The sequence below is a fragment of the Ancylobacter crimeensis genome (assembly GCF_023016805.1).
GTDB classification, from domain to species: domain Bacteria; phylum Pseudomonadota; class Alphaproteobacteria; order Rhizobiales; family Xanthobacteraceae; genus Ancylobacter; species Ancylobacter crimeensis.
Genome location: NZ_JALKCH010000004.1, coordinates 243,319 through 268,604, shown reverse-complemented (window position 1 = coordinate 268,604; position 25,286 = coordinate 243,319). Strand labels below are relative to the sequence as shown.

Here is a 25,286-nt window from a genome sequence, read left to right as displayed (position 1 = left end):
AGCGGACCCGAGACCGAATCCACGATGCGCCCGACCGAGACGCCGTCACTCTCCCCGAACCCCGCCCCGCACCACAAGGTGCTGGTGCTGCTGAACGCCAATGCCGGCACGGTGCTCGATCGCGGCGCGGACAAGGTGGCGCAGCTGGTCGAGCAGCATCTCGGCCATGGCGAGCATGACGTCGAGGTGCGGATGCTCCGCGGCAAGGAACTGCTGAAGGCCATCACCTCCGCCGGCTCCGGCGACCATGACATCGTGGTGGTGGGCGGCGGCGACGGCAGCGTGAGCCTTGCGGTGAAGACGCTGGCCGGCAGCGACAAGGTGCTCGGCATCCTGCCGCTCGGCACGCTGAACCTGCTTGCCCACGACCTCGGCATCCCGACCGATCTCGTTGCGGCGCTGGCGGCGCTGTCCTCGGCCGAGGAGGTGGAGATCGATGTCGGCTCGCTGAACGGGCGGGCCTTCCACACCATCTCCGGCATCGGATTCTTCAGCCAGATGGCGCGGGCCCGCGAGGCGGCCCGGCACTGGAAACTGTGGCGCTTCCTCATCGTCGCCATCGCCGCGCTCTATGCGCTGCGCCGCAGCGGACGGGTGTCGCTGGACGTGACGGTCGACGGCAAGCCGCATTATTTCGAGGCGCTGGCCGCCCTCGTCACCGTGAACCGCTTTTCCGGCCCCGGCTGGCGGCGCGCGCGCCTCGACGAGGACGTGATGGAAGTCCACATCGCCGAGGAGCGCGGCGCGCTCGCCAAGCTGAAGGCCGGCGCCGACATGGTGACCGACAACTGGCGCGACAATCCCGGCATCATCAGCCTCGCCGGCCGCACCATCACCATCGAGCGCCGGCATCGCCATCGCGGCTGGGTCTCGACCGATGGCGAGCTCGCCCGCGAGCACATGCCGCTCGCCTATCGCATCCTGCCGCGCGGCCTGAAGGTGCTGAAACCCCACCCGCCGATCGGCGTGGGAAATCCGGGGTAGACGATGCGGACGCGCGGTGCGGGGAGCGGCCGATGCGGGCCGCATGTACCGCCTCGTCGAACCGTCATCCCGGACAGCCACTGGCTGATCCGGGATCATGGGCATGTCCGGGCACGATCCAGCGAACGATCCCGGCTCAGCGGCTCCGACTCCGACCGGGATGACGAGGAATAGGACACCTTGCATCCGCCGGTACATTCACTGCGGCCCGCCTTCCCCAATCGCCGTGATGCCCGGCACCAGCCGGGCATGCACCTTCCCTTGCCTCAACGCCCTCCCCGCACGAGGTGTGCGGCCAAGGACGCGAACGGCCGGGCGGAGCCGGCCGACCTTGTGTCGCGTGACGTCACGCGGGGCGCAGACGATCGACGGCCCCGGTGTCACGCCCCCCCTGCCGTCAGAGCGGCTCGATCTCGTAGACCACGGAGACGCTGGCGCGGACCTCCGTTTCGCCGGCCTCCATCGGCACCGAATCCATCTTCGCCGCCATCGCCATCATGCGCGGCATCGGCGCGGACGCGAACGACGTCTGCATGCTGAGAACGCCGACCACCCGCATGCCCGCGGCGCCGGCCAGCAGGTCCGCCTGCCGGCGCGCATCCTTCACCGCGTCGATGCTGGCATCGTCCTGCAGCCTGCCGGGCTCGGCGATGCCGAAGGATACGGAGCCGAGCTGGTTCGCCCCCTTGCCGACAAGCGTGTCGAGCAGCGGCCCGAGCCCGCCGAGGTCGCGCACCCGCACCGAGACGGTGTTGCGCACCTCATAGCCGACGATACGCGGCGCCTGCGGCTGGTTCTGGTTCTGGTTCGGCTCGCGCTTGGGATCGCCGAATTGCGGCTGCACCGAGAAGCCATCGGTCTGGATGTCGCGCTCGGCGATGCCGGAACCCTTTACCGCGGCGATGATGTCGGCGACCGCCGCGGTATTGGCGTCGAGCGCCTCGCGCGCGGTCTTGCCGGTGCTGACCACGCCGGCGGAGAGACTCGCCATGTCCGGCGCCGCGGTGACGCGGCCCATGCCGGTCACGGCGAGGGTCGGCCGTTTCGCCGGCTTCGGCAGCTCCTGCGCCGAGGCGGCAAGCGGGGCAAGCGCCAGCAGCAGGGCGGCGGAGATTGCGGCGAGGCGGAAGGGCGTCGGGGCCCGGCGGACGCGATGAGCGGCGTTCATGAGGATTCCTCGAAGGACTGCGACCGCTGACCGAGCGGCAGCTCAACACCATCCGGCGAAGGCGGCGGCATTTTGACCATGCCGCGGAAAGCGGGGGGCGCCCGCCCTACTGTTCGTCGCCCCCGAGGAAATGGCCGACCGCGGCGAGCGCGCTCACCTCGTCGCAGATGATCTTGGCGATGGCGAGCATCGGCACGGAGAGGATCGCGCCGGGAATGCCCCACATCCAGAACCAGAACACCAGCGCGATGATGACCAGCACCGGATTGAGCGTGAAGCGCCGGGCCAGCAGCATCGGCGTGACGATCTCGCCCTCGATCACATGGATCAGCAGATAGAGCCCGGCCGGCAGCAGCGCGATCCACAGCGTGTCGATGGCGAGCAGGCCGGCCAGCAGGAAGATGCCGATGCCGAACACCGGCCCCATGATCGGCACATAGTTGAGAAGGAAAGCCAGCACGCCCCAGAGCACCGGATCGCCCAGCCCCGTCGCCCAGGTCGCGATGCCGGTGGCGATGCCGACCGCGGCATTCATCAGGGTGATGGTGACCAGATAGCCCGAGATGTGGCGCTCGACATCGAGCGATATCTCCACGAGCCGCCGCTTGTCCTTGAAGCGCGGCACGATCTCGACGCCCCGCTTCAGAAAGATGCCGCCCGACATCAGCATGAAGAACAGGATCAGGATGGTCTCGAAGAATCGCGATGCAAAATGGGTGGTGCCAAGGAACAGGGTCGCCGCCAGCCCGGAAGTGACGCTCGGATGCTCGGCCGAGTTGGCGGCATTCGACCCACCCCCTCCGCCCACCACGTTGTCCACCTGATGCAGGAATTTCTGCAGCACCTCGATCGGCTGGTTCAGGAATTTCAGCCGCTCCTGCAGCCGCGGAATGCCGTCCGGCAGCTTGGCCGCCCATTCGGAGGCCGGGCCGGAAATGCCCGCCCCGATGCCGACGATGAGGCCGAACACCACGAGAATGAGAAACAGCGCCCCGAGCCCGCGCGGAATGCCGAGCTTGCGCAGAAACCGCATCGTCGGCTCCAGCAGCAGCTTGAGGATGAGCGCGACCACGATGGGCAGGATGATCTCGGCCGCGAAATAGGCGGCGGTGAGCGAGGCGAGGATCACGAGGATCGACAGCAGGATGACCACCGGATCGGAGGGAAGCTCGATCGGCTCGTCGTCCTCCGCGCGGACATTCTTCTCGGCCGCCGTATCGCTGCTCATGTGTCGTCCCCCCATGTCGCGGATATACCGCGCCCTTCAACGGAACATCCGGGTCGCTGGTTCCGGCGGGAATCGACTGGGGCTGGAAGGCCGCCGGCTTCCGTCACTCGTCACCACGGATGGCGGGTAACACGCGGCGTTCGACGTGAACTAGAAAATGAAAGAAATGAGATCGAAAACATCAAGGGTCAGGAGGTGGCTTTCGAAATAAAGGACTTCCATCGCCTCCTCCTGACGAGGATCTATTTCATATTTATCGTTTAATGACACTCAGATCTCCAAATCCCAACTGAGATTCGGACTTAGTTCCCGTTCTGCTGCAAGATATTTACGCGACATTTCAATCCACATGGGATTTGCTTTTCCATTCCGGTGGATCTCCTCGGCTGGCGGCGCCTCGGCGATCCTTTTTTTGGTTTCTTCCCAGAATTCGGTTTTCTTTATGAGCTGGAAGGCCGTTTCCACGGATATGCCGATATCCGATCGTCGATCTTCAGGGATCCTCTCGAGCATGGCTGCGCGGTGCTCTTCCATCCAGGCGAAGGCGATAGGAATAAGTCGCATTTCCACCCAACGATGATAGTCGACCATTCCGCGAAAAGCTCTGAGAAGATCGGGATGCTCCCAAGGCTCGATCGCCCCAAGGCAACCGCACAACTGTTCATCTTCGGAATAATTCTCCGGCTCATCAATGCACGGAACCGTCATCTGGCAACTATTTGATTTTATCGTCATCGCACATCTCCCTGGTGATGGCGGCCCGACATTCGCCGGCATCGACCAGAATTTACCACTTTTTGCCGCAAGACGTCCGAGAAAATATAGTCCTCGTAAACATTCGATCCATATTCCAAAAATGCAAACTACCTAAAGTAATACAATATAATGAAAATGTACCTGAATATCATTTTATAAACAAAGCATATATGCATGTATAATTCTGAACGAATCCAGACGTACGCTCGACAATATTAAATATCAATAGTATTAGTCGTCCGATAGTCCACCCAGAACGGCAAGAAGGGATAGTGTTAACCGATGAAGGGCACGCGATCGTCGCGATATTGGTAGGCCCGGCAGGACTCGAACCTGCAACCAGACCGTTATGAGCGGTCGGCTCTAACCATTGAGCTACAGGCCCTCCGGCAGAGCGGCCGGGCGGGAGGGAAACTAGCAAAGCCGGAACGGGACGCCAACCGGCCCGGCGACATCCACAGGCAGCCGCCCCCGCCTAGGACGTCCCGGCCGGTCCCGACGGGGGATCGACGGATGCCGGATCGAAGGAGCAGGCCGGGTTCGCCCGCGACTCAGTCGGTTATTTTCGACCATGGGCCGAAAATGTCGTGAAATCGGCACATTCGCTGATTACCGTACGGCAATCGCGCAAAAGCCGGCCCCAGAATGCCGGTGCGCGAAACGCCAGTTCCCATCCTTCCAACAATCCGCGGCATCCGCCGCGCGTCCGCTGCGCCTTTTGCGCACTGCGGATCAGGAGATTCATGCAGAATATCAATCATGTGCCGGCTGAACGGCGCATCCGCCCTTCTCTCCCGGTCAAATCCGTCCGTACCGCCCCGCTGCGCTCCAGCCCCGACTGGAAGCCCGAGCCCTGCCGGCTCTCCCGCGAGGAACTTCGCGCCATCATCGCCGAGCAGCTCGGCTGACGAGGCCCGGCGGAAGCCGCGGATCGTCCGCTCGCGCCGCCTGATCGCGACACAGCGGGCCGTTCCCGGCCCGCACCGCATTCACCTCACCAGAAACCCCTCGCCGATCGGATCGTCCGGATCCAGCGCCCAGGTCGCGGTGCCGAGGAAATGCGCGGTGCCGGAAATCTCCGGAATCACCGCCTCCCGGCCATGGAAGCGCACCCGCTCCAGCACGCGCGCCGACATCGTCGTGCCGATCAGCGACTCATTCGTCCAGCGCTCGCCATCCTTCAGCCACCCGCGGGCGGACAGGATGGCGGTGCGTCCGGCCGTGCCCGAGCCCGTGGGCGAGCGGTCGACCTGCCGGTCGGCGAAGATGCAGCAATTGGCCTGAAGCGAGCCGGCATCGCGCGGCGGACCGTCGATGATGGTGCCGTAGATGTGGTTCAGCTCCGGGATCTCGTCGTGCACCACCTTGTAGGCGCGGTTGGCCGCCTGCTTCACCTCGTCGCCGAAGCGGATCAGCGCCTCGACATTGCCGGCGGTGATGTCGAGCCCGAAGGGGCGGCCGTCCGTGTAGAAATAGAAGGCCCCGCCGAACGCGATGTCGCCGCGCACGCGCCCGAAGCTCGGGGTCTCGACCTCCGCATCGGCCTGCCAGACGAAGGACGGCACGTTGACGAAGCTCACCCCGCCGACCTTGGCGCCGTCCCATGCAACGAAGGCCTCGATGCGCCCGCACGGCGCGTCGATCACCACCCGCGTCTGAGGGCTCACCCGCTCCACCCAGCCGAGCAGCACCGCCGCGGTGGCCAGTGCGATGACGCCATGGCCGCAATGGTCGCTGTAGCCCTCATTGTGCGCGAAGATCACCCCGAACTGTGCGTCGGGCGACACCGGCGGCGTGAGGATGCCGAGATACATGTCGGCATGGCCGCGCGGCTCCAGCGTGAGGCTGCGGCGGATCACGTCCGCATGTTCGAGCAGCCATGCCCGGCGCGCGACGATGCTGGCGCCCGGAATGGCCGGGATGCCGCTGGTGATGATGCGGAAAGGTTCGCCCCCGGTGTGCATTTCCACCGTGGAGACGAGACGATCGACGAACATGGGGATGTCCTGTGGGTCATGCCCGGGGCCCGCCCGGCGGCTTCATGCTAGAGCATTCCGCTGCCCCGAGGATATCGTTCCCGCACGGAAAACACGTGGAAACAACACGCTGACGGCAGCGGCCACGCCGTCGCCCACGTCACGCGCCTCCGCCGCTCGCTGGACGAAAAACCGCTCCGCATGGCAAGCTTTCAAATCTGCATAGGACGTATTGTCGCAATGTTAGGCGAAAACGTGCAAAGACGGTGACCATCGCACCGCCGCATGGACGGCGGAGGCGCGTGAAGTGGCAGCACGCATCGGAAGCCCCGTCGCCCCGATGCGCCGAACATGGAGGTGCCGCGTGGCGGACCCTGAAACCACCCGAAATCCGCTGGCGCGCGGATGGCTGTTCCTGCTGGGGGCGGTCATTGTCCTGGCCGGCCTGTTCTTCCTCGGCGGCGGGGCGTATCTCGCCTGGCTCGGAGGCAGCCTGTATTTCGTGATCGCCGGCATCGTACTGGTGCTCTCCGGCCTGCTCATCGCGCGCGGGCGCGGAACGGGCGCCGCCTTGTTCGGCCTCGCCTTCCTCGGCACCTGCCTGTGGGCTTATGGCGAGGTCGGTCTTCATTTCTGGCCGCTGGTCTCGCGCCTGTTCGCTATGGCGGTCGGCGGCGTGGTCGTCGCCCTCTCGGTCCCGCTGCTGACGCGCGGCAAGGGCGCGCGGGCACTCGGCTGGCTCAGCGCGGCGGTGCTCGCGGTCGGCGTGGCCGCCACCGCGGTCTCGGCCTTCTCGCCCAAGGGCGTGATCGCCGCGACCGAGACCCCGCCGCCCGTCGTTCCTGCCGAAAAGACCGCCGCGCCGGCGGACTGGTCGGCCTGGGGCGCCAATGTCGCCGGCACCCGCTTCGCGGCGCTCGACGACATCACCCCGGCAAATGTGAACCAGCTCAAGGTCGCCTGGACCGCCCATACCGGTGAATTGCCAAAGAGCACCGGCGCCGGCGCGGAAGACCAGAACACCCCGCTGCAGATCGGCGACAGCCTCTATGTCTGCACCGCCTATGGCACCGTCATCTCCTATGACATCGACACCGGCGCCGAGAAATGGCGCTATGTGTCGGGTGGAACGGTTCCGTCGTGGCAGCGCTGCCGCAGCGTCGCCTATTACGACGCGGCCAAGGGCATGCGCGTCACCCCGCTGGCCGAAGGGGCGGACGCTACCGTCAGCCCTCACCGCATCTTCGTGCCCACCGTCGATGCCCGCCTGATCGGGCTCGACGCCGATACCGGCAAGCCGCTCGCCAATTTCGGCACGGACGGCATCGTCGATCTCAAGGTCGGCATGGGCGAGGTGAAGCCCGGCTATTACCAGCAGACATCGACCCCGCTGGTCGCGGCCAATCTCGTCATCGTCGGCGGCCGCGTCGCGGACAACAACGAAACCGGCGAGCCCCCCGGCGTGGTGCGCGCTTATGACGTGATCACCGGCGACCTGGTCTGGGCCTGGGACCCCGGCAATCCCGAGGTCACGCGCGAGCCGCTCTCGCCCGAGGGCTATACCCGCGGCACGCCGAATGTCTGGTCGGCGATGTCCTATGACGCCAAGCTCGGCCTGGTCTACCTGCCGACCGGCAACGCCACGCCCGACTTCTGGGCCGGCGAGCGCACGCCGGAGGACGACAAGTGGTCCTCCTCCATCGTCGCGGTGAATGTCTCGACCGGCCGTCCGGTCTGGCACTTCCAGACCGTGCACCACGATCTGTGGGATTTCGACGTTCCCGCGCAGCCGGTGCTCTACGACATCCCGAACGGCGACGGCACCACGACCCCGGCGCTGGCGCAGGTGCTGAAGTCGGGCATGATCTTCCTGCTCAACCGCGAAACCGGCGAGCCCATCGCCAAGGTCGAGGATCGCCCGGTCCCGCAGGGCCATGTGGCCGGCGAGCGCTATTCGCCGACCCAGCCCTTCTCGGTCGGCATGCCGATGATCGGCAACCAGACGCTCACCGAAAAGGACATGTGGGGCGCCACGCCCTTCGACCAGCTGCTGTGCCGCATCGCCTTCAAGGGCATGCGTCATGAGGGCGTCTTCACCCCGCCGGGCATGGATCGCGCGCTGCAGTTCCCGGGCTCGCTCGGGGGCATGAACTGGGGCTCGGTCTCCATCGATCCGACCACCAGCTACATGTTCGTCAACGACATGCGGCTCGGCCTCGCCAACTACATGATCCCGCGGGCGGACGTGAAGGGTGGCAGCGGCATCGAGATGGGCGTCGTGCCGCAGCTCGGCACCCCGTTCGGCGCGATGCGCGAGCGCTTCCTCTCGCAGCTCGGCATTCCCTGCCAGGAGCCGCCCTTCGGCACGCTCTCGGCCATCGACCTGAAGACGAAGAAGCTGGTGTGGCAGGTTCCGGTCGGCACGGTGCAGGACACCGGCCCGCTCGGCATCAAGATGGGCCTGCCGATCCCGATCGGCATGCCGACGCTGGGCCCGACACTGGCCACCCAGTCCGGCCTCGTCTTCATCGCCGGCACGCAGGACTTCTATCTGCGCGCCTATGACAGCCGCACCGGCCAGGAGGTCTGGAAGGCCCGCCTGCCGGTCGGCAGCCAGGGCGGCCCGATGACCTACCGCTCGCCCAAGACCGGCAAGCAGTACATCGTCGTCACCGCCGGCGGCGCCCGCCAGTCGCCGGAGCGCGGCGACTATGTGATCGCCTACGCTTTGCCGTGAGGCGCGCCGCAGCGACATGAAAAGACGGCGGCCGGATCGCTCCGGCCGCCGTTTTCTTTGGCAGGCTGCGTCGGCGCTGCGATCAGCCGACCACGCCGGCGGCACGCAGCCGGGCCTGCTCCGCCTCGTCCAGCCCCAGCAGGCCGCCGAGCACCTCCGCGGTGTGCTGGCCGAGGGTCGGCGGGGCGAGGGGCTCGCCGGGCGGCGAGCCACTGAGCCGCACGGGCGAACGCACCCCCGGCGCAGTGCCGCCCAGCACATGCGGAAGCGACAGCGCCAGACCGCGCGCGAGCGCCTGCGGCTCGGCGAAGGCCTGGGCGATGGTGTTGATCGGCCCGGCGGGAATGCCGGCGGCATCCAGCATCGCCAGCCATTCCGCTGTGGTCTGCCGCTTCAGGGCGGCGGCGACTTCGGGGATCACCGCCTCACGGTGCGCCACCCGCGCCGCATTGGTCGCGAAGCGCGGATCCTCCGGCAGGTGGGCGAGATCGGCCAGCCGGCAGAAGCGGGCGAACTGCCCGTCATTGCCGACCGCGAGGATCAAATGGCCGTCCGCCGTCTCGAACGCCTGGTAGGGCACGATGTTGGGATGGGCGTTGCCGAGCCGGCGCGGGGCAGTGCCGCCGACGAGATAGTTCAGCGCCTGGTTGGCGAGGCTCGCCATCGCGACGTCGAACAGCGCGAGGTCGATATATTGCCCCCGGCCGGTGCGATGGCGCTGCTCCAGCGCGGCGAGGATGGCGATGGCGGCGTGCAGCCCCGTCATCACATCCACCAGCGCGACGCCGATCTTCTGCGGCTCGGTCTGCGGCGCGCCGGTCACCGACATCAGCCCCGACATGCCCTGGATCATGAAGTCGTAGCCCGCCCGCCCCGCTTCCGGCCCGTCCTGCCCGAAGCCGGTGATGGAGCAGTAGACGAGGCGGGGATTGATGGCGGCGAGGCTTTCGTAATCGAGGCCGTAGCGCTTCAGCCCGCCGACCTTGAAGTTCTCGACCACCACGTCGCTTTCGGCCGCCAGAGCGCGGATCAGCGCCTGCCCGTCCGGGGTGGCCATGTCGATGGCGACGGAGCGCTTGTTGCGGTTGGCGGAGAGGAAATAGGCGCTCTCGCGGGTTGGCCGGCCCTCGCCGTCCGCCAGCCAGGGCGGACCCCAGCCGCGGGTATCGTCGCCCGCTCCGGGCTTCTCGATCTTGACGATGTCGGCACCGAGGTCGCCCAGCATCTGGGTGGCCCACGGCCCGGCCAGGACGCGGGACAAATCGAGCACCCGGATGCCGGTCAGCGCCTGCTGGACGGGGGCTTCGGGGGAAGGTTTGGTCATGGCGATACGCGCGCTTCAGCGGAGGATACGGAAAAGCCTCCGCCTTAGATCACAGTCCCCGCCGCCGGTCGATTGGCCGGCGGGGCTGCTCACGGCGTCGCGACGCCGAAGGAATAGCTGACACCGAGGCCGACGGTCGTCTGGTAGTCCGAGCCGAAGCTGCGGGTGATCGGACTGTCGGCGGCATCGCCCACCAGCTTGTCCACCCGGCCGTAGGCGGTCGCGCTCCAGGAGGGCGAGAAGGCGTAGCTGAGCGAGGCCAGCGCGCCATAGGATTGTACCCCGCCGGAGGGCTGGAACGGCGTGACCACGCCATTGGCCAGCGCCTCGGTTTCGGTGACGCCATACATGGTGCGCATATAGGCGGTGTCGCCCACGGACAGCCGCGGTCCGAGCGAGACGGTGACCGGGCCGAAGCGCCGGAACCAGTCGGCCGACACATCGGCAAGCAGTCCCTGCGTGGTCTTCACCGCCTGCCGCAGCTCGATGCGGGCGCGCAGCGCGTCCGGCACGAGCCAGTATTCGGCAAAACCGCCGACATCGAGCGTCACCGGAACCTCGGCAAGCCCGTAAAGCCCCGGATCGTCGGTCGGCGAGCGGCCGGTGCGATAGCCTGCCGCCGGCCCCATGGAGAAGCGGTCGAGATCGATCAAAGCGAGTTCGAAACTGTCGTCCGGCGCGCCGAGCCCGGCGGGCTCGTCGGCGCGGCGGATGTCGAAATCGCTCGGCACCACCGAGAAGCCGGAACGGTCCGACCCCGGATATTTCGGCCCGAACTCGCCGCCGACCCCGATCGTGACGATCCAGTCCGGCGCGGTGCCGGCGGGCACGCCGATGGGCAGCGTGACGTCCGGCAGGGCCGTGACCGGTGTGGCCGCCGCCGAGGTCGCCGCGGTCTGGGCGCGCGCCGGGCCGGCGCACGCCAGAAACGCCAGTGCGGCGGCAAAAGCCGCCCCACCGGGGTGACACCCCATAGGCGTGAAAGGCTGCGGCGCCATCACAACCGGTCTCCAGGATCCATTGCGCCCACCTTAGGCGAGACGGCTTACCACATCGTTGGCCGCGGCAAGGGTCGCCTCGACATCCTCGAAGCTGTGGGCCGTGGAGATGAAGAGGTTCTCATAGGCGCCCGGATGGAACAGCACGCCGCGGGCCAGCATGCCCTCCCACCAGCGGCGGAAGATGTCCTGATCGGCATGGCGTTCGGCGTCGCGATAGTTGCGGATCGGGGTGTCGGAGAACCACACCTGCAGCAGCGCGCCGATACCCTCGACATAGGCGGGGATGGCGGCCTTGGCGAAGATGGCCGAGAGCCCGTCGCGCAGGCAGGTGGAGACGGCCTCCAGCCGCTCATAGGTGCCGGGCCGTGCCAGTTCGTCCAGCGCCGCATTGGCGGCGGCGACCGCTATGCCGTTGGCGGTATAGGTGCCGGCCATCGACACCTTGCCCCGCGCGACCAGATCCATCACCGCGCGCCGGCCGCCGACCGCCGCGACCGGGAAGCCGCCGCCGAGCCCCTTGGCGAACACGCTGAGGTCCGGGCGGATGCCGAAGCGCGCCTGCGCCCCGCCGAGGCCGAGCCGGAAACCGGTGATGACCTCGTCGAAGATCAGCAGCACGCCATGCTTCTCTGTCAGCGCGCGCATCGCCTCCAGATAGCCGGGCTGCGGCAGGATGCAGCCGGTGTTGCACATCACCGGCTCGGTGATGATGGCGGCGATGTCGTCGCCCTCGCGCGCCAGCACGTCGGCGAGGATGTCGGCATCGTTCCACGGCAGGATGATGAGGTTGCGCTCCACCCCGCTCGGCAGGCCCGGTCCCTGCGGCACCGGCACCGGGCGCGCATCCGGCCCGGCGGTGGCGATGCTGGGATGCTTGCTCCAATACATGCCGTCGGAGAAGCCGTGATACATGCCCTCGAAGCGGATGATCTTGGAGCGGCCGGTAAAGGCGCGGGCGAGACGGGTGGCGTAGAGCACGGCTTCCGTGCCGGTATTGGCGAGCCGCACCTGCTCGACGCTCGGCACCGCGGCGACGATCTTGGCCGCCAGCACCGCCTCGTCGGCGGTCGGCAGGGCGAACACCGTGCCACGCCGCTCGATGAAGTCGACGACCGCGCGCGTCACGGCCGGCGGACGATGGCCGAGGATCATCGGGCCGAGGCCGAGCAGGTAATCGATATACGTGTTGCCGTCGACGTCGGTGAGGCGCGACCCGCGGCCCTGCTCGACGAACAGGGGATGGGGCGACCAGCCGGACCAGGTGGCGCGCGCGGTGCTGTTCACGCCGCCGGGGATATGCTCGCAGGCGATGTCGAAGAGGGCGGCGCTGCTGGAGGTACGCGACAGATACGGGTCGATGACGTTCACGAGGGTCTTCCTGACGATGGGCCGGGGTGCGGCCGGGTTAGGCGGGGAAGGCGCCGAACCCCGATGGGCCGGCGCCGGCTGCCAATCCCAGCGCAACGCCCGTGCCAGATGCACATTCCCCAGCGTTCGCAACGCTTTGTATGAAAGAGCTTCCCCATATTGTGGAGGTCGGGCCCGCCATTTTTCGGGGGCGGCTCCATTTTTTGGAGCCGTATTGCGGAGATCCGAAAGAGGGCTCGCCGCCGCCTGATAAAATAATCATTATATATCAATAAGATATGCGAAATTTCCGAGATTGGCACGGCGATTGCGCAGGAGAGGTCCAACGCACCTCGCGGCCTCTGGCCCGCCTATTCCGGATCGACCCGCATGACCTATCGACTGCTCTGCGACTTCGACGGCACCGTCTCGCTCTGCGACGTGACCGACCTCCTGCTCGAGGCCTTCGCCGAACCCGGCTGGCAGGCGATCGAGGAGCGATGGCAGGCGGGCGAGATCGGATCGGCGGCGTGCATGGCGCAGCAGGTGGCGCTGATGCGAGCCGGCCGCGCCGCGCTCGACGCCCTGCTCGACAGCGTGCGCATCGACCCGGCCTTCCCGGATTTCGTCGCGTTCTGCCGCGAGGAAGGCTTGCCGCTCGCCATCGTCAGCGACGGGCTGGACTACGCGATCGCGCGGATTCTCGCTGCAAACGGCATTACCGGCGTGCCGATCCTCGCCAATCATCTCGATTTCCGGCCCGGCAACCGTTTCGCCATGTCGAGCCCGCGCGCGGCGGCCGATTGCGGGGCGGGAGCCGGCACCTGCAAATGCGCCATCGCGCAGGAAAACGCGCTGACCGGCCAGCCGGTGGTGCTGATCGGCGACGGACGCTCGGATTTCTGCGTCTCCAACCGGGTGGACTTCGTCTTCGCGAAGGATCGGCTGGTGGAATATTGCGGTGAGAACGGCATCCCCCATCACGCTTTCGAGGGTTTTGCCGAGGTCGCTCCGGTGCTGCTGCGCCTGCTCGCCATGCCGGTACCGCGGCTCGACGAGGCGCTGGCCACCGGGCAGGGCGAGCGCTGAGCGGAGGAACGCGTCATGGACATACGCATCCTCGATCTCGACGGTACCCTGCCCGCCCAGCCGCCCATCGCGCGCCGGCTGGCCGAGGGAAAGGCCCGGCGCCACGACCTCACCGCGCTTGGCCCGAAGCTGCGGCTCTGGAGCCGCTCGCGCGATTATGACGCCTTCGCCGATGGCTGGCGCGACCTCGCCGAGGGCAGCAGCCCGACGTTGACGCTGTTCGGCTCCGGCGACTTCCACCACCTCACCGCCGCCTTCATCGAGGCCGCCGCCGGCCCGCTGACCGTGGTGCATTTCGACAACCATCCCGACTGGTGCCGCACCTTCCCCCGCCGCCATTGCGGCGGCTGGGTCAACGAAGCCCTCGCCATGCCGCATGTGCGCCGCGTCATCACGCTTGGCCCCTGCAGCGAGGATCTGGTTCGGCCGGACCGCAAGGGCGCCAACCTCGCCGCGCTGTCGGAAGGCTCGCTGGTGGTGCTGCCATGGCGCCATGAGCCCTCGCAGATCCGGGTGCCGGTCGCAGCCGGCAAGGGGCACGAGGTCGGCGACGGCGAGATCCGCTGGCGGAACCTGTGCGCACAGGACTGGGGCGGCGTGCTGGACGACCTGCTCTCCGCGATCCCGACGCGCCGGGTCTGGATCACCATCGACAAGGATGTGCTCGGCCCGGACGAGGCGCTGACCAACTGGGATCAGGGCGAGTTGCCGCTCGCCTGCGTCGAGGCCGCGATCCGGCATCTGGCGCGCGAATGCGAGATCGTCGGGGCGGACATCTGCGGCGACTACAATCCCGCGCCCTACCGCCAGCCCTTCAAGAGCCTCGAGGCGTTCCTCGACCAGCGCGACCGCCCGCGTGGCGGCGATGCGGCGGCGATCAATGCCCGCACCAATGAGCGCCTGATCGCCACCTTCGAGGAGTGCTTCGCATGACGGTCCCGGCTCTCACCCTTCCGGTCGCCGTGCTGGTCGCGACCGTGCTGCTCGATGTCGCCGGGCAACTCTTCTTCAAGCACGGCCTGAACGCCGCCACCGAGGGGTTGCCGGTGTGGAAGCGCATCGTGACGTCGCCTTTCATCGGGCTCGGGGTGGCCACCTATGCGCTGGAGCTGGTCGGCTGGCTGTTCGTGCTCGCCCATGTGCCGCTCAGCATCGCCTTCCCGGTCGCCAGCCTCGCCTATTGCGGGGTGGCGATCGCGGGACGTTTCGTCCTCGACGAACCGGTATCGGCCGAACGCTGGTTCGGCACCGCGTTCATCACCTTCGGCGCATTTCTCGTCAGCCTTTCCGCGTGAGACCCACCATGCCTGCCCATCCTTTCATTGATTTCCACTATCCCGGCGGCCCCACCGCCGTGCTGCTCGTCCACGGGCTGACCGGCACGCCGAGCGAGATGAAGATCACCGCCAAGGGCCTCGCGCGGGCGGGATATTCCGTCTATGGCGCGAAGCTGGCGGGTCATTGCGGCAGCGAGGCCGATCTCATCGCCACCACCGCCGAGGACTGGCTGGCGAGCGCGCTCTCCGCCTTCGACCACATCCGCACCACCCATGAGACGGTGATCGTGGGCGGGCTCTCCATGGGCGCGCTGCTCGCGCTGCTGGTCGCCCGCGAGCGGCCCGGCCAGGTGGCCGGCTGCCTCGCCTATGCGCCGACCCTGTTCTATGACGGCTGGAGCATTCCCAAGGCCAGCATCCTCCTGCGCAGCGCGGTGACACTGGGCTTCGGCCGCTTCATCCGCTTTCGCGAGGCCTATCCCTACGGCATCAAGGACGAGCGGCTGCGCGCGCGCATCGTCAACGCCATGGAGGCGGGCGATGCCGCCGCCGCCGGCCATCTCTACATGTCCGGCCTCTCGCTTCGGGAATTGCTGCGCATCATCGCCCGGGTGAAGCGCGAAGCCGGCGCGATCCGCACCCCGACCCTCATCCTGCAGGCCCGCGAGGACGACGTCGCCAGCGTGCGCAACGCCTCGTTCCTCGCCGCACGGCTCGGCGGACAGGCGGAGAAGATCCTGCTGGAGGACAGTTACCACATGATCACCATCGACCGGGAACGCGACCTCGTGGTCGCCCATTCGCTCGATTTCCTGCGTCGGCTGGAGGCGCGCCGGGCCGAGCCGGCCTTGCCGCGCGCACCGGCCCGCACCGGGCGCGGCGACACCGCCATCGCCTTTCCGCTCGCCGAACAGGAGCCGGCCTATGGCCTGTGACAGCACCATCGCCACCTCGATCCACGCCTTCTCGCCCGAGGAGTGGAACCGCTGCTTTCCCGGGGAAGCCGAGGACTGGTCGTTCTACAGCGCCTGCGAAGCCGCGGGCCCGCCGGACTTCACCTGGTTCTACGTCGCCCTGCGCGAAGAAGGCCGCCTCATTGCCGTCGCGCCCGCCTTCGGCACCACCTATCGGCTCGACACCACGCTGCAGGGTCCGCTTCGGCGGCTCACCGACCGGCTCTACCGGCTGATGCCCGGCCTGATGTCGATGCGCATGCTGGCCTTCGGCTCGCCGGTGGCGGAAACCTGCCATCTCGGCTTCGCGCCCCATGTCGCACCCGCACGGCGTGGTGAACTGCTCGGCGCGATGATGGCGGCGCTTCAGGCCTATGGTCACCGCAACGGCTATCACCTCATCGCGGTGAAAGATGTGCCGGAGCGGGACATGCCGGTGTGGAGGGACCGGCTGGCGGAGGGTGGCTATACCCGGCTGTCGGGCCTGCCGACCGCCTGTCTCGACCTGCCCTATGCCAGCTTCGAGGACTACCTCGCCAGCCTCAGCAAGGCGACCCGCAAGGACATGCGCCGCAAGATGAAGGCGCTGGACGAACTGCGCATCGAGCAGCGTCGCACCATCGACGACATCGTGCCGGCGATCGAGGATCTGTACCAGCAGACGGTGGCGCATAGCGAGCTGCAGTTCGAGCATCTGCCCGGCGCCTATTTCGACGAGGTGACCCGGCAGATGGCTCCGCGAACCAGCGTGATGCTCTACTGGGCGGGCAACCGTCTCGTCGCGTTCAACTTCATGATCGAGAGCGACGGTCGGTTGATCGACAAGTATATCGGCATGGATTACGACGCCGTGCGCCGCTACAACCTGTACTTCAATAGCTGGCTGGTGAATGTGCGCTACTGCATCGAGGCCGGCATCCCGATCTACCAGAGCGGGCAGGCCTTCTATGGCCCCAAGCTGCGGCTCGGTTGCCGGCTGCACGCCAACTGGCAATATTTCCGCCATCGCAATGCGGTGCTGAATGCGACATTGCGCCTTGTCGCCCGCGTGGTGGCGCTGGACCGCTTCGACCCTGCCATCGCGGAACTGACAAAGGCCGCCGCATGACCACCGTGCTTTCGCCCGAGCGGCGCGGCCATCCTCTCCTGCCCTCCTTCGCCGCCTGGGCAGTGCTCATCGGCTCGGAAACCGTGGCGCAGGTCGCGCTGAAGGCGGGCGGCCTGCATCTGACGGACGTCCCCGCCGGCCCCGGCTGGCTCCTTGCCGCCATACAGGATCCGTGGGTGATCGCGGGCATCGCCGGCTATATCGGCTCATTCCTTGCCTGGATGGTGATCCTCGACCGGGTCGACCTCAGCCTTGGCTTTCCGCTGACCGCCATCGTCATCGTCACGGTGACGCTCGCCTCCACCGTGATGTTCGGCGAAGCGCTGCCGCCGTTGCGCCTTGCCGGCATCGGGTTCATCGTCGCCGGTGCCGTGTTCATGGGGCGGGGTGAGACGTGAACGGTGCGCCGTCGCTGCCTTCCTGGTCGCTGCCGATGCGTTCGATCCGCTGGAAGCTCATCGCCACGCTCTGCGCGGTCAGCGTGCTGCCCATGCTGGTCGCGACCTATATGGCGACGCAGGTCGTGGCGACGACCTTCCATAACGAGGTCGAGGACTGGCTCTACCAGATTTCCCGCTTCTTCATCGCCAATGTGCGCGACGAACGCGAAGAGACGGGCCATTTCGCCCAGAGCCTGATCGAGCAGGGGCTGCTGACGCCGCTCGTCTCCTCCGCTTCGGAAGCGCTGCCCTCCGGCATCAACGACATGGCCGACGCGCTCGGCTACGACCTGCTGGTGATCCTCGACGACCAGGGCAAGATGGTCTTCTCCTCCAAGCCGATCGAGCACCTGCAGAAGATCCAGTTCGCCGATGGGCTCTATGTCTATCTCTACACTGCCCAGGGCCGCGACGTGCTGCTGGTGGCGGGCGAACGCTCCTTCGAGGTCAATGGCCGACAGTACCGGGTTCTGCTCGGCACATGGATCGACGACGGCTTCATCAATTCGATGAACGCGATGCAGTCGCTGGAAATCCGCGTCTATTACAAGATCGGCGACAGCTTCGAGCGCCTGTACTCCTCCCAGACCGGAACCGCGCAGGCACCCCCGCTGGACAGGGCGATGGCCGAACGCCTTGCGGCGGCGGACCCCTCGGCCCCCTTCATCAGCGGCCACCGCTATGGCGCGGGGATCCAGATCTTCACGCCGCTTCGCTCGGGCGACCAGTTGGTCGGCGTCGTCTATTGCGCGCTGCAGGGCGGGGGCACCGGCTGGATCACCCGCAGCAACCTCTTCCTCGGCATCTTCCTGGTCGGCATGTTCATCTCGGTGGTCGCCGGACTGATGCTCTCCAGCGTGCTGACCCGCCCGCTGATCCGCCTCGCGCAGGGTGTCAACGCCATCGCCACGGGCGATTTCAGCCAGCGTGTCGAGGTGCGCGGCGGCGATGAGCTGGGCCAGCTCGCCACGGCCTTCAATTCGATGGCGCGCCAGCTCGAGGCCTTTCGCAAGATGGAGGCGAAGCTGCGCCGGCGCGAGCGCATGACGACGCTGGGCGAAGTCGCCGCCGGCCTCGCGCACGAGGTGCGCAACCCGCTCGGCATCATCAAGACTTCGGCCGAGCTTCTGCAGGGCAGCAGCAGCCTCTCGCCGGTCGAGCTGCGCCGGCTCGGCTATGTGGTGGACGAGGTGCGGCGCATCGACCGGCTGATCCGCGACTTCCTGAGCTTCGCCACCCCGCCCCTGCGCACCTCCGCCATCCGCCCCGGCGAACTGGTGGCGCGCGTGCTCGGCTTTTGCCAGGGCGAACTGGAACGCCGCAACGTGACGGTCGAAATCGTGGACGAGGCACCCGATGCCCTGGTCAATGGCGATCTCGACCAGCTCGTGCAGGCATGCCTCAATCTGGTGCTCAACGCCGCCGAGGCCATGGAGCGCGCGCCGGATTCTCCGCACGAACCGGGACAGCCTCCCCGGCTCGTGATCCGTATCGCGCAAGAAGACGGCGAGGTGCATATTGTCGTTTCCGACAACGGGCCCGGCATCCGGCCGGACCTGCTGGGACGGATCTTCGACCCCTTCGTCACCACCAAGGCCACCGGCACCGGTCTCGGACTGGCAAAGGTGTTCGCCGTCGCGGAAAGCCATGGCGGCTGGATCGAGGCCCGCAACGAACCGTCCGGCGGCGCGAGCTTCGATCTGGTACTACCGCTTCTCTCAGAGAGCCTCGACGATGTCGCACACCATCCTGATCGTTGACGACGAGGTGCGGCTGCTGGACGTGCTCGGCGGGACGCTGGAGGCGCAGGGCTACCGAGCCCTCACGGCGGAAAGCGGCAGCGCGGCAATCGACCTGCTGGAGCGCGAAAGCGTCGATCTCGTGCTCACCGACCTGCGCATGCCGGGGATGAGCGGGCAGACGCTGCTCACCGAGATAAGGCGGCGGCATCCGACCATGCCGGTCATCATCATGACCGCCTATTCCACCGTCCGCGACGCCGTGCAGGCGATCAAGGACGGTGCCCACGACTATATCGACAAGCCCATCGAGATCGACCACCTCAACCGCGCCCTCGCCAACGCCCTCAAGCTGCAGGACGCGCTGCGCGACAATGAGCGGTTGCGGCAGGAACTGGCAGGCCGCTACAAGTTCGACATGTTGCTGGGCGTCTCGGCCAGCTTCCAGAAGGTGATCCGCGCGATCAGCGAAGTGTGCGAGCAGAAAACCACCGTGCTCATCACCGGGGAGAGCGGGACCGGCAAGGAAGTCGTCGCCCGCGCCATCCACTTCAACAGCCCTCGCCAGCGAAAGCCCTTCGTTGCGGTGAACTGCGCGGCGATCCCCGAGAACCTTCTGGAAAGCGAGTTCTTCGGCCATGTGAAGGGCAGCTTCACGGGAGCCGTCGCCAACCGCGCGGGGCGCTTCGCGCAGGCCGAGGGAGGCACGCTGTTCCTCGACGAGGTCGGCGACATGCCGCTCGCCCTGCAGGCCAAGATCCTGCGCGTGCTGCAGGAGCGGGCCTATGAACCGGTCGGCGCCACCGCCAGCCGGGCAGCGGATGTGCGTATCGTCGCCGCCACCAATCGCGATCTCAAGGCGATGGTCGCCTCCGGCGATTTCCGCGAGGACCTCTATTATCGCCTCGCCGTCTTCCCCATCGCTCTGCCGCCTTTGCGCGAGCGGGTGGAGGACATTCCCCCGCTGCTGAAGCGCTTTTCCGACGAGCTCGGCTATTCGCTAGGCCGGCGCAACGTCGCCTTCAGCCCCGACGCCGTGCGCGCGCTCACCAGCTATCGCTGGCCGGGCAATATCCGCGAATTGCAGAACTGCGTGGAACGCTCCCTCATCTCCGCGCGCGGCGGGGTGATCGAAGCCTCCGACCTGCCGCCCTATCTCTTCGAGCGACAGGCACCGCGCACCGACCAGCCGTCCTTCCCCATCGACCTCGACGCCGCACTCGCCGACTACGAGCGCAGGCAGATCCTCGCGGCGCTGAAGCAGGTGGATGGCGTGCAGGTGAAGGCGGCGGAGCTGCTCGGCATCAATGAGCGCAGCCTGTGGCACCGGGTGAAGAAGCTGGACATCACCGTGGTGAAAACCGCCTCGGCCCGGTGATACGGCTCCGAAGGGTCGCGGGGGCGGCCGGCATCCTCTAGGATGGCCCGCGCCAACTCCGTCTCGTCGTCGCGCGTATCTCAATGGACATGATGCCGACCTTGCCCGACAATCCGAACCCGCGTCCGCAGCCTCGCCCGCAGCCTCGTCCGCCCGTGGCCCGCCACAGCGAGAATGTGTGGAGCATCGTGCTCGGCACCTGCTCGCTGCTGCTGCTCATCGCACTCGGCGGAGCGACCTTCTACCTCATCCACCGTGTCGATGCCCTCGACAGGCGGCTTGCTGCGATAGAACAGGCGCAGGACGGCCTGCGCGACACGCTCGCGCAGATCAAGGCGGCGCCTATCCCCACCTTTCCACCGCAACCCGCCCCGCCGCCCGAAGCCCCCACCGCGCCCGCCGCCTCAATAGCGGCGGCACCGGCATCCGCAGCTCCAGCAGACAGCGCTCCGGCGCAGGGCGGACCCGCAGCATCCGAGGCATCCGCTGCTCCGGCCAGCGCGCCGGTGCCGATGCCTCCGCTGCCGCAGACGGCGGCAGCCATCAACCCCCTGCCCCCCGCCGATGCGAGCGCGGCCGCGTCATCCTCTGACGCCGCAGCACCTGCGCCGCCCGCCCCCACCCTGCCCGGCTCCGGCTACACGGTGCGCGTCTTCACCGCGCCGGACCGGTTCTCGAAGGACAAGCTGGCGCGGTTGCAGAAGACGCTGGAGGGGATGGGCTTCGAGGTGGGCATATCCGCCGACGCCCTGTTCGAGCCGCCCGGTTCATCGCTCTCCTTCCATCCGGCCGCGAAGGCGATGGCGCAGAAACTGGTCGGGGGCCTGCGCTCCTCCTATCCGAAGCTCCAGCTCGAACAGGTGCCGGTCGATACGACCCCGGCGAACGCACAGCGCATTCTCATCATCAATCTCGCCGCCGGCAGCCTCGGCTGAGGATGCCAGTGCGCCCTCAGCTCATCTGGCGCCGTTCGCCGAGCACGGTGAAGGCCGCCACCGCCGTGCCGGTGCGTTGCAGGACGATGTCGAGGGCACGGCCGTCCGCCAGAACCAGCACGCCACGGCCCGCCTGCTCGACCTCCAGAAGGGTCGCCACCTCGCTCTCCAGCGTGCCGGTGCCGTCGCCGAGGCGATAGCGGGCTGTTGCTGCCAGAGTGTTGCGGCTGAGCAGCCAGCCCGCCTCGCCATAGGCGCCCTCGCGTGCGGCGGACGGGCGCTCGAGTCGCGGCGTGGTGCGGACCAGTTGCGACAGCATCGCGGCACAGGACTGCAACGGGTTCTGCATGGCCTCGTCTCCGGTTGCGTTGATCCTCTCCGAACGACAAGCGTCCGGCGAGCCTGACGTTCCGGAACGGCGGCGAAATCCCGCGTCGATGCTTAATGCTCGGTGAAGAAATGTCGCACGCACGGCGAAAGCGGTGCGGGACAACCAGAGCGCCCTTGCAGGAGCGCGCCCGGAGCGGGAGAAAGGGCACCTTCGTTCGCCAGCTTGCCAAGGATGCCTGCCGTGATGTCGCTCGACCGCCGTGATTTCTTCGGCCCCCGCCGCCCGCCGGTTCTTGCCCGCGATGCGATGATCGCGACCTCCCACCCCTTCGCGACGGCAGCCGGCCTCGAAATCCTGAATGCCGGCGGCAGCGCGGTCGACGCCGCACTCGCGGCGGTGGCGACACAATGCGTGGTCGACCCGCACATGACAGGGATCGCCGGCGACGCCTTCATCCTCTACGCGCCCAAGGGCAAGCCCACCGTCGCGCTCAACGGCAGCGGCCGCGCTCCGGCGGCTGCCAGCGTCGCGGCTCTCGCCGCTGCCGGCGTCACCGGTGAGATCCCGCGCACCAGTGCCCACGCCGTCACCGTACCGGGCGCGGTTTCGGCATGGATGAAGCTGCATGGCGATTACGGCCGACTGGAGCTCGGCCGCCTCTTCGCCCGCGCCGTCGACTATGCCCGCAACGGCTATCCGGTGCTGCCGCGCGTGCAGTTCGACTGGCTGGATGAGGCCGAGATCCTGAAGGGCGACCCCTATGCGAGCGCTCTGTTCCTGCCCGGCGGCCACGCCCCGAAGGCGGGCGACCGCCACGCACAGCCGCTCCTTGCCGACCGGCTGGAAGCCATCGCCGCGAAGGGCGCCTCGGCGCTCTATGAAGGCGAAATCGCCGCGAAGATCGTGAGGCACCTGAACAGCCTCGGCGGCCTGCACACCGAGGAAGACTTCGCCGAGGGCAAGGACGCGGCGTTCTACACCACGCCGATTTCGGCGAATTACCGCGGCATCACGGTGGAGGAATGCCCGCCCAACGGCCAGGGCGTCATCGCCCTGATGATCCTCGGCATTCTGTCCCATTTCGACCTCGGCCCCGATGTGCCGATGGCCGACCGGGTGCACATCCATGCAGAGGCGACCAAGCTCGCCTATCTGCACCGCGACGCCTATCTCTCCGATCCGGCGACCATGACGATGCCGGTCGAGACGCTGCTCGCCCCGCAGACCACCGCCCAGCTCGCCGCGCGCATCCGCATGGACCGCGCCCAGCCGCCGGTGTTGTGGAACGAGCCGGAACACAAGGACACGGTCTATGTCTGCGCGGTGGACCGCGAGGGCAACATGGTGTCCTTCATCAACTCGATCTTCCACGCCTTCGGCTCGACGCGACTGGTGCCGGACACCGGCGTGCTGCTGCATTCGCGCGGCGCCTCGTTCCGGCTGATCGAGGGTCATCCCAACGCCATCGGGCCGCGCAAACGCCCGCTGCACACGATCATCCCCGGCCTCCTGCGCAAGGACGGGGAGGCGCTGGCGGTGTTCGGCGTGATGGGCGGGCAGTATCAGGCGGCGGGCCAGGCGGCGCTCATTTCCGGTATCTTCGACCGTGGCCTCGACCCCCAGGCGGCGATGGACGCACCGCGTTCCTTCGCCTTCAACGGCACGCTCGATGTCGAGCCGGCCCATGGCGAGGCGGTGTTCGCCGACCTTTCCGCGCGCGGCCACCAACTGACCCACGCCGTCGAACCGCTTGGCGGATCGCAGATGATCATGGTGGACGCCGCCCGCGGCTGCCTGATCGGCGGCTCCGACCCTCGCAAGGATGGCAGCGCGCTCGGCGTCTGAACGCCGACGAAGGGCGCGAGAGGCCGCTCGCGGGGCCATGGCGTCGCGAGCTGAGGTCGCGGGCGCCCCGGCCTGGCCCACGCCCGGGCATGACGATGCGCGAGGCGAGCGGGGCACAAGGCTCGCTCATCGCCCGCCATCCCAGCTGTAGGTGCAGCCGGAGAGCCGGGATCACGAAAGACCGGGCAGACCTTCTTCACACGCCACAGGGCCGCCACGCCTCGCCTCGAGAGCCGCACGATCCTGGATCGGCCTTGCCGTCCGGGATGACAGGATGGGGAGACGCTGCACCAAGGCGCTGCGTCCTCCACCCCTACCATGGAACCTTGCTGCCACACCGCCGTTGATCTGGCGGGGCCGGACCGGCCGCGCGCAACAAGGGGGATATTCCATGGAAGACGCTCAAATCGGCTGGATTGCCGCCATCATCATCGGCGGTCTCGCCGGGTGGATCGCCTCCGGTGTCATGAAAAGCGACACCGGCGTGTTCATGAACATCATTCTCGGCATTATCGGCGCCGCCATCGCCAGCGCCATCTTCGGCATGCTGGGCGTCAGCTTTGCCGGCTGGCTGGGCTATCTGATCGCGGGCATCGTCGGCGCCTGCATCCTCATCTGGGGCGCCCGTGCGATCCGCGGCTAGCGGGTTGATGACGTTCCTCGCGGAAGACGCCGCGCCTGCCCACAGGGAGAGCCTCGCCAGCGAGGCTCTCCCGACGCGGTCCCACGCTGTTTCAACAAGCGATCCCGCGCCCATCCGCCGGGTGGGCGTCGAGATCGAGTTCACCGGGCTCGGCGTCCGCCGCGCAGGCGAAGCGTTGGCCGTTCATTTCGGCGGAACGCTCTGCGTTGAAGATGCACACGCCGTCCCCTTGTAGGCAGCAGGCTGCCCGATGCCTGCATCGAGCTCGACATCCGTCACGTCCATCCGCACCGCACCATCGGGGCGCCGCGCCTGCGGCTGCCCGCTCGCCCGGCGGCATGGCTCGGCAGGCTGATTGCGCCGCTGGTTCCCCGCGAGCTGGTTTTCGCGCCATTGCCGAGCGACGAACTCGATCGGCTCGCTCCCGCCATCGATGTTCTGCGCGAAGCTGGCGCGCGGGGGCGTGGCGGATCGTGGCTCGATTCGCTCGGGCTGCATTTCAACATCGAGCAGGCGGAGCCCGATGCCCGGCGCATCGCGGCGGTGCTGAAGGCGTTTCTCCTCCTGGAGCCGTGGTTGCGACGGGAGGTGGCGCCCGATCTCGCGGGGCGGCTGCACCAGCCGTCTCCCTTTCCTGCTGCTTATGTGCGGAAGGTGCTGGCGCCCAGTTACTGGCCGACTCTCGCCGGCCTTGCCGCCGACTATGTGCATGCCAACCCGACCCGAAAGCGCAGCCTCGACCTGCTTCCGTTGCTGCGCCATTACGGGCCGGCGGACATTGAAGCGCGCATATCGGGCAAGGTGAAGCCGCGCCCTTCCTTCCACTACCGGCTGCCGCGCGCTTTCGTCGGCAAACCGGGCTGGAGCATCGCCGGGGACTGGCAGCGCTGGCTCGCCGTCGAAAGGCTGAGCGGCGACGAAGCTGCCCTTGCCCACCTCTCCGCCGCCCGTCGCGACGGCAGATGGATCGACGGCACGGGGCTGATGCCGGCCCCCATCACGCGCTGAGGGCATCCGCACGTAGACA

24 protein-coding genes and 1 tRNA gene are annotated in these 25,286 nt (G+C 67.6%); 16 read left to right on the top strand and 9 right to left on the bottom strand.

Features of this window, described 5'->3' with window-relative positions; all coding sequences use genetic code 11:
* Window positions 1-24: 24 nt before the first annotated feature.
* A complete protein-coding gene (locus MWN34_RS07460) occupies window positions 25-984 on the top strand; it encodes a diacylglycerol/lipid kinase family protein (RefSeq protein WP_247028131.1) in 960 nt (319 codons plus the stop codon).
* Window positions 985-1,381: 397 nt separating this feature from the next.
* Here MWN34_RS07460 and MWN34_RS07455 read toward each other — a convergent pair whose 3' ends face one another.
* From MWN34_RS07455 to MWN34_RS07440, 4 genes are all read right to left on the bottom strand, one after another.
* Complete coding sequence (locus tag MWN34_RS07455) at window positions 1,382-2,152, bottom strand: SIMPL domain-containing protein (protein WP_247028129.1); 771 nt, start codon at window positions 2,150-2,152, stop codon at window positions 1,382-1,384.
* Between the two features lie 106 nt (window positions 2,153-2,258).
* On the bottom strand, window positions 2,259-3,380 hold the full coding sequence (locus MWN34_RS07450) for an AI-2E family transporter (protein ID WP_247028127.1): 1,122 nt from the start codon (window positions 3,378-3,380) through the stop codon (window positions 2,259-2,261).
* A 270-nt stretch (window positions 3,381-3,650) separates the two neighbouring features.
* A complete protein-coding gene (locus MWN34_RS07445) occupies window positions 3,651-4,115 on the bottom strand; it encodes a hypothetical protein (protein ID WP_247028125.1) in 465 nt (154 codons plus the stop codon).
* Between the two features lie 330 nt (window positions 4,116-4,445).
* A tRNA-Ile gene (locus tag MWN34_RS07440) sits at window positions 4,446-4,521 on the bottom strand.
* 358 nt (window positions 4,522-4,879) lie between these two features.
* Here MWN34_RS07440 and MWN34_RS07435 point away from each other — a divergent pair.
* On the top strand, window positions 4,880-5,044 hold the full coding sequence (locus MWN34_RS07435; protein WP_247028123.1) for a hypothetical protein: 165 nt from the start codon (window positions 4,880-4,882) through the stop codon (window positions 5,042-5,044).
* 81 nt (window positions 5,045-5,125) lie between these two features.
* Here MWN34_RS07435 and lhpH read toward each other — a convergent pair whose 3' ends face one another.
* A complete protein-coding gene (lhpH, locus tag MWN34_RS07430; RefSeq protein WP_247028121.1) occupies window positions 5,126-6,133 on the bottom strand; it encodes a trans-3-hydroxy-L-proline dehydratase in 1,008 nt (335 codons plus the stop codon).
* A 343-nt stretch (window positions 6,134-6,476) separates the two neighbouring features.
* Here lhpH and MWN34_RS07425 point away from each other — a divergent pair, with 343 nt between their 5' ends.
* Window positions 6,477-8,849 (top strand): membrane-bound PQQ-dependent dehydrogenase, glucose/quinate/shikimate family, encoded by a 2,373-nt coding sequence (locus MWN34_RS07425; protein ID WP_247028118.1) that lies wholly within the window; start codon window positions 6,477-6,479, stop codon window positions 8,847-8,849.
* Between the two features lie 82 nt (window positions 8,850-8,931).
* Here the strand turns inward: MWN34_RS07425 and MWN34_RS07420 are convergent, their stop codons facing one another.
* The 3 genes from MWN34_RS07420 to MWN34_RS07410 form a co-directional block, all read right to left on the bottom strand.
* Window positions 8,932-10,173, bottom strand: coding sequence for a CaiB/BaiF CoA transferase family protein (locus MWN34_RS07420; RefSeq protein WP_247028116.1), 1,242 nt, complete (start codon window positions 10,171-10,173; stop codon window positions 8,932-8,934).
* A gap of 89 nt (window positions 10,174-10,262) precedes the next feature.
* Window positions 10,263-11,171, bottom strand: coding sequence for a MipA/OmpV family protein (locus tag MWN34_RS07415; RefSeq protein WP_247028114.1), 909 nt, complete (start codon window positions 11,169-11,171; stop codon window positions 10,263-10,265).
* Window positions 11,172-11,204: 33 nt separating this feature from the next.
* On the bottom strand, window positions 11,205-12,542 hold the full coding sequence (locus MWN34_RS07410; protein WP_247028112.1) for an aspartate aminotransferase family protein: 1,338 nt from the start codon (window positions 12,540-12,542) through the stop codon (window positions 11,205-11,207).
* Window positions 12,543-12,911: 369 nt separating this feature from the next.
* Between MWN34_RS07410 and MWN34_RS07405 the strand changes: the two genes are divergently transcribed.
* The 9 genes from MWN34_RS07405 to MWN34_RS07365 all read left to right on the top strand — a co-directional run bounded on the left by MWN34_RS07405 (window position 12,912) and on the right by MWN34_RS07365 (window position 21,440).
* Window positions 12,912-13,610: an MtnX-like HAD-IB family phosphatase gene (locus tag MWN34_RS07405; protein WP_247028110.1), complete on the top strand. Its 699-nt coding sequence runs from the start codon at window positions 12,912-12,914 to the stop codon at window positions 13,608-13,610.
* 15 nt (window positions 13,611-13,625) lie between these two features.
* Window positions 13,626-14,543 (top strand): arginase family protein, encoded by a 918-nt coding sequence (locus MWN34_RS07400; RefSeq protein ID WP_247028108.1) that lies wholly within the window; start codon window positions 13,626-13,628, stop codon window positions 14,541-14,543.
* Window positions 14,540-14,905: a DMT family transporter gene (locus MWN34_RS07395; RefSeq protein ID WP_247028106.1), complete on the top strand. Its 366-nt coding sequence runs from the start codon at window positions 14,540-14,542 to the stop codon at window positions 14,903-14,905. Before MWN34_RS07400 ends, MWN34_RS07395 begins: the two co-directional genes overlap by 4 nt.
* Before the next feature lie 8 nt (window positions 14,906-14,913).
* The gene (locus MWN34_RS07390) at window positions 14,914-15,822 is read left to right on the top strand and encodes an alpha/beta hydrolase (RefSeq protein ID WP_247028104.1); all 909 of its coding nucleotides are present in this window, start codon (window positions 14,914-14,916) and stop codon (window positions 15,820-15,822) included.
* Window positions 15,812-16,948: a GNAT family N-acetyltransferase gene (locus MWN34_RS07385; protein WP_247028102.1), complete on the top strand. Its 1,137-nt coding sequence runs from the start codon at window positions 15,812-15,814 to the stop codon at window positions 16,946-16,948. The genes MWN34_RS07390 and MWN34_RS07385 overlap by 11 nt, the downstream gene beginning before the upstream one ends.
* On the top strand, window positions 16,945-17,346 hold the full coding sequence (locus MWN34_RS07380; protein WP_247028100.1) for a DMT family transporter: 402 nt from the start codon (window positions 16,945-16,947) through the stop codon (window positions 17,344-17,346). Before MWN34_RS07385 ends, MWN34_RS07380 begins: the two co-directional genes overlap by 4 nt.
* Window positions 17,343-19,148, top strand: coding sequence for a sensor histidine kinase (locus tag MWN34_RS19705; RefSeq protein WP_247028098.1), 1,806 nt, complete (start codon window positions 17,343-17,345; stop codon window positions 19,146-19,148). The genes MWN34_RS07380 and MWN34_RS19705 overlap by 4 nt, the downstream gene beginning before the upstream one ends.
* Window positions 19,123-20,505, top strand: coding sequence for a sigma-54-dependent transcriptional regulator (locus tag MWN34_RS07370; RefSeq protein WP_247028095.1), 1,383 nt, complete (start codon window positions 19,123-19,125; stop codon window positions 20,503-20,505). Before MWN34_RS19705 ends, MWN34_RS07370 begins: the two co-directional genes overlap by 26 nt.
* A gap of 155 nt (window positions 20,506-20,660) precedes the next feature.
* Entirely contained in the window at window positions 20,661-21,440 is a 780-nt protein-coding gene (locus tag MWN34_RS07365) for a hypothetical protein (protein WP_247028093.1), read from the top strand.
* Between the two features lie 16 nt (window positions 21,441-21,456).
* Here the strand turns inward: MWN34_RS07365 and MWN34_RS07360 are convergent, their stop codons facing one another.
* The gene (locus MWN34_RS07360) at window positions 21,457-21,789 is read right to left on the bottom strand and encodes a hypothetical protein (RefSeq protein ID WP_247028092.1); all 333 of its coding nucleotides are present in this window, start codon (window positions 21,787-21,789) and stop codon (window positions 21,457-21,459) included.
* A gap of 225 nt (window positions 21,790-22,014) precedes the next feature.
* On the opposite strand from MWN34_RS07360, the gene MWN34_RS07355 reads away from it, so the two are divergent.
* The 4 genes from MWN34_RS07355 to MWN34_RS07345 all read left to right on the top strand — a co-directional run bounded on the left by MWN34_RS07355 (window position 22,015) and on the right by MWN34_RS07345 (window position 25,267).
* Window positions 22,015-23,616 carry a gamma-glutamyltransferase family protein gene (locus MWN34_RS07355; RefSeq protein ID WP_247028090.1) on the top strand — a complete coding sequence of 534 codons (1,602 nt, stop codon included), beginning with the start codon at window positions 22,015-22,017 and terminating at the stop codon, window positions 23,614-23,616.
* 391 nt (window positions 23,617-24,007) lie between these two features.
* Window positions 24,008-24,259: a GlsB/YeaQ/YmgE family stress response membrane protein gene (locus MWN34_RS07350; protein WP_247028088.1), complete on the top strand. Its 252-nt coding sequence runs from the start codon at window positions 24,008-24,010 to the stop codon at window positions 24,257-24,259.
* A gap of 7 nt (window positions 24,260-24,266) precedes the next feature.
* A complete protein-coding gene (locus MWN34_RS19785) occupies window positions 24,267-24,494 on the top strand; it encodes an amidoligase family protein (RefSeq protein ID WP_425532068.1) in 228 nt (75 codons plus the stop codon).
* A 158-nt stretch (window positions 24,495-24,652) separates the two neighbouring features.
* Window positions 24,653-25,267: an amidoligase family protein gene (locus MWN34_RS07345; protein WP_247028086.1), complete on the top strand. Its 615-nt coding sequence runs from the start codon at window positions 24,653-24,655 to the stop codon at window positions 25,265-25,267.
* Window positions 25,268-25,286 lie beyond the last annotated feature (19 nt).

Bases quoted from the DNA above. Each gene is read 5' to 3' on its own strand.
- MWN34_RS19785 (WP_425532068.1), top strand. From the start codon at position 24,267: ATGACGTTCCTCGCGGAAGACGCCGCGCCTGCCCACAGGGAGAGCCTC.
- MWN34_RS07415 (WP_247028114.1), bottom strand. From the start codon at position 11,171: ATGGCGCCGCAGCCTTTCACGCCTATGGGGTGTCACCCCGGTGGGGCG.
- MWN34_RS07385 (WP_247028102.1), top strand. From the start codon at position 15,812: ATGGCCTGTGACAGCACCATCGCCACCTCGATCCACGCCTTCTCGCCC.
- lhpH (WP_247028121.1), bottom strand. From the start codon at position 6,133: ATGTTCGTCGATCGTCTCGTCTCCACGGTGGAAATGCACACCGGGGGC.
- MWN34_RS07395 (WP_247028106.1), top strand. From the start codon at position 14,540: ATGACGGTCCCGGCTCTCACCCTTCCGGTCGCCGTGCTGGTCGCGACC.
- MWN34_RS07460 (WP_247028131.1), top strand. From the start codon at position 25: ATGCGCCCGACCGAGACGCCGTCACTCTCCCCGAACCCCGCCCCGCAC.
- MWN34_RS07380 (WP_247028100.1), top strand. From the start codon at position 16,945: ATGACCACCGTGCTTTCGCCCGAGCGGCGCGGCCATCCTCTCCTGCCC.
- MWN34_RS07355 (WP_247028090.1), top strand. From the start codon at position 22,015: ATGTCGCTCGACCGCCGTGATTTCTTCGGCCCCCGCCGCCCGCCGGTT.
- MWN34_RS07360 (WP_247028092.1), bottom strand. From the start codon at position 21,789: ATGCAGAACCCGTTGCAGTCCTGTGCCGCGATGCTGTCGCAACTGGTC.
- MWN34_RS07350 (WP_247028088.1), top strand. From the start codon at position 24,008: ATGGAAGACGCTCAAATCGGCTGGATTGCCGCCATCATCATCGGCGGT.
- MWN34_RS07400 (WP_247028108.1), top strand. From the start codon at position 13,626: ATGGACATACGCATCCTCGATCTCGACGGTACCCTGCCCGCCCAGCCG.
- MWN34_RS07445 (WP_247028125.1), bottom strand. From the start codon at position 4,115: ATGACGATAAAATCAAATAGTTGCCAGATGACGGTTCCGTGCATTGAT.
- MWN34_RS07390 (WP_247028104.1), top strand. From the start codon at position 14,914: ATGCCTGCCCATCCTTTCATTGATTTCCACTATCCCGGCGGCCCCACC.
- MWN34_RS07450 (WP_247028127.1), bottom strand. From the start codon at position 3,380: ATGAGCAGCGATACGGCGGCCGAGAAGAATGTCCGCGCGGAGGACGAC.
- MWN34_RS07405 (WP_247028110.1), top strand. From the start codon at position 12,912: ATGACCTATCGACTGCTCTGCGACTTCGACGGCACCGTCTCGCTCTGC.
- MWN34_RS07455 (WP_247028129.1), bottom strand. From the start codon at position 2,152: ATGAACGCCGCTCATCGCGTCCGCCGGGCCCCGACGCCCTTCCGCCTC.
- MWN34_RS07435 (WP_247028123.1), top strand. From the start codon at position 4,880: ATGCAGAATATCAATCATGTGCCGGCTGAACGGCGCATCCGCCCTTCT.
- MWN34_RS07370 (WP_247028095.1), top strand. From the start codon at position 19,123: ATGTCGCACACCATCCTGATCGTTGACGACGAGGTGCGGCTGCTGGAC.
- MWN34_RS07420 (WP_247028116.1), bottom strand. From the start codon at position 10,173: ATGACCAAACCTTCCCCCGAAGCCCCCGTCCAGCAGGCGCTGACCGGC.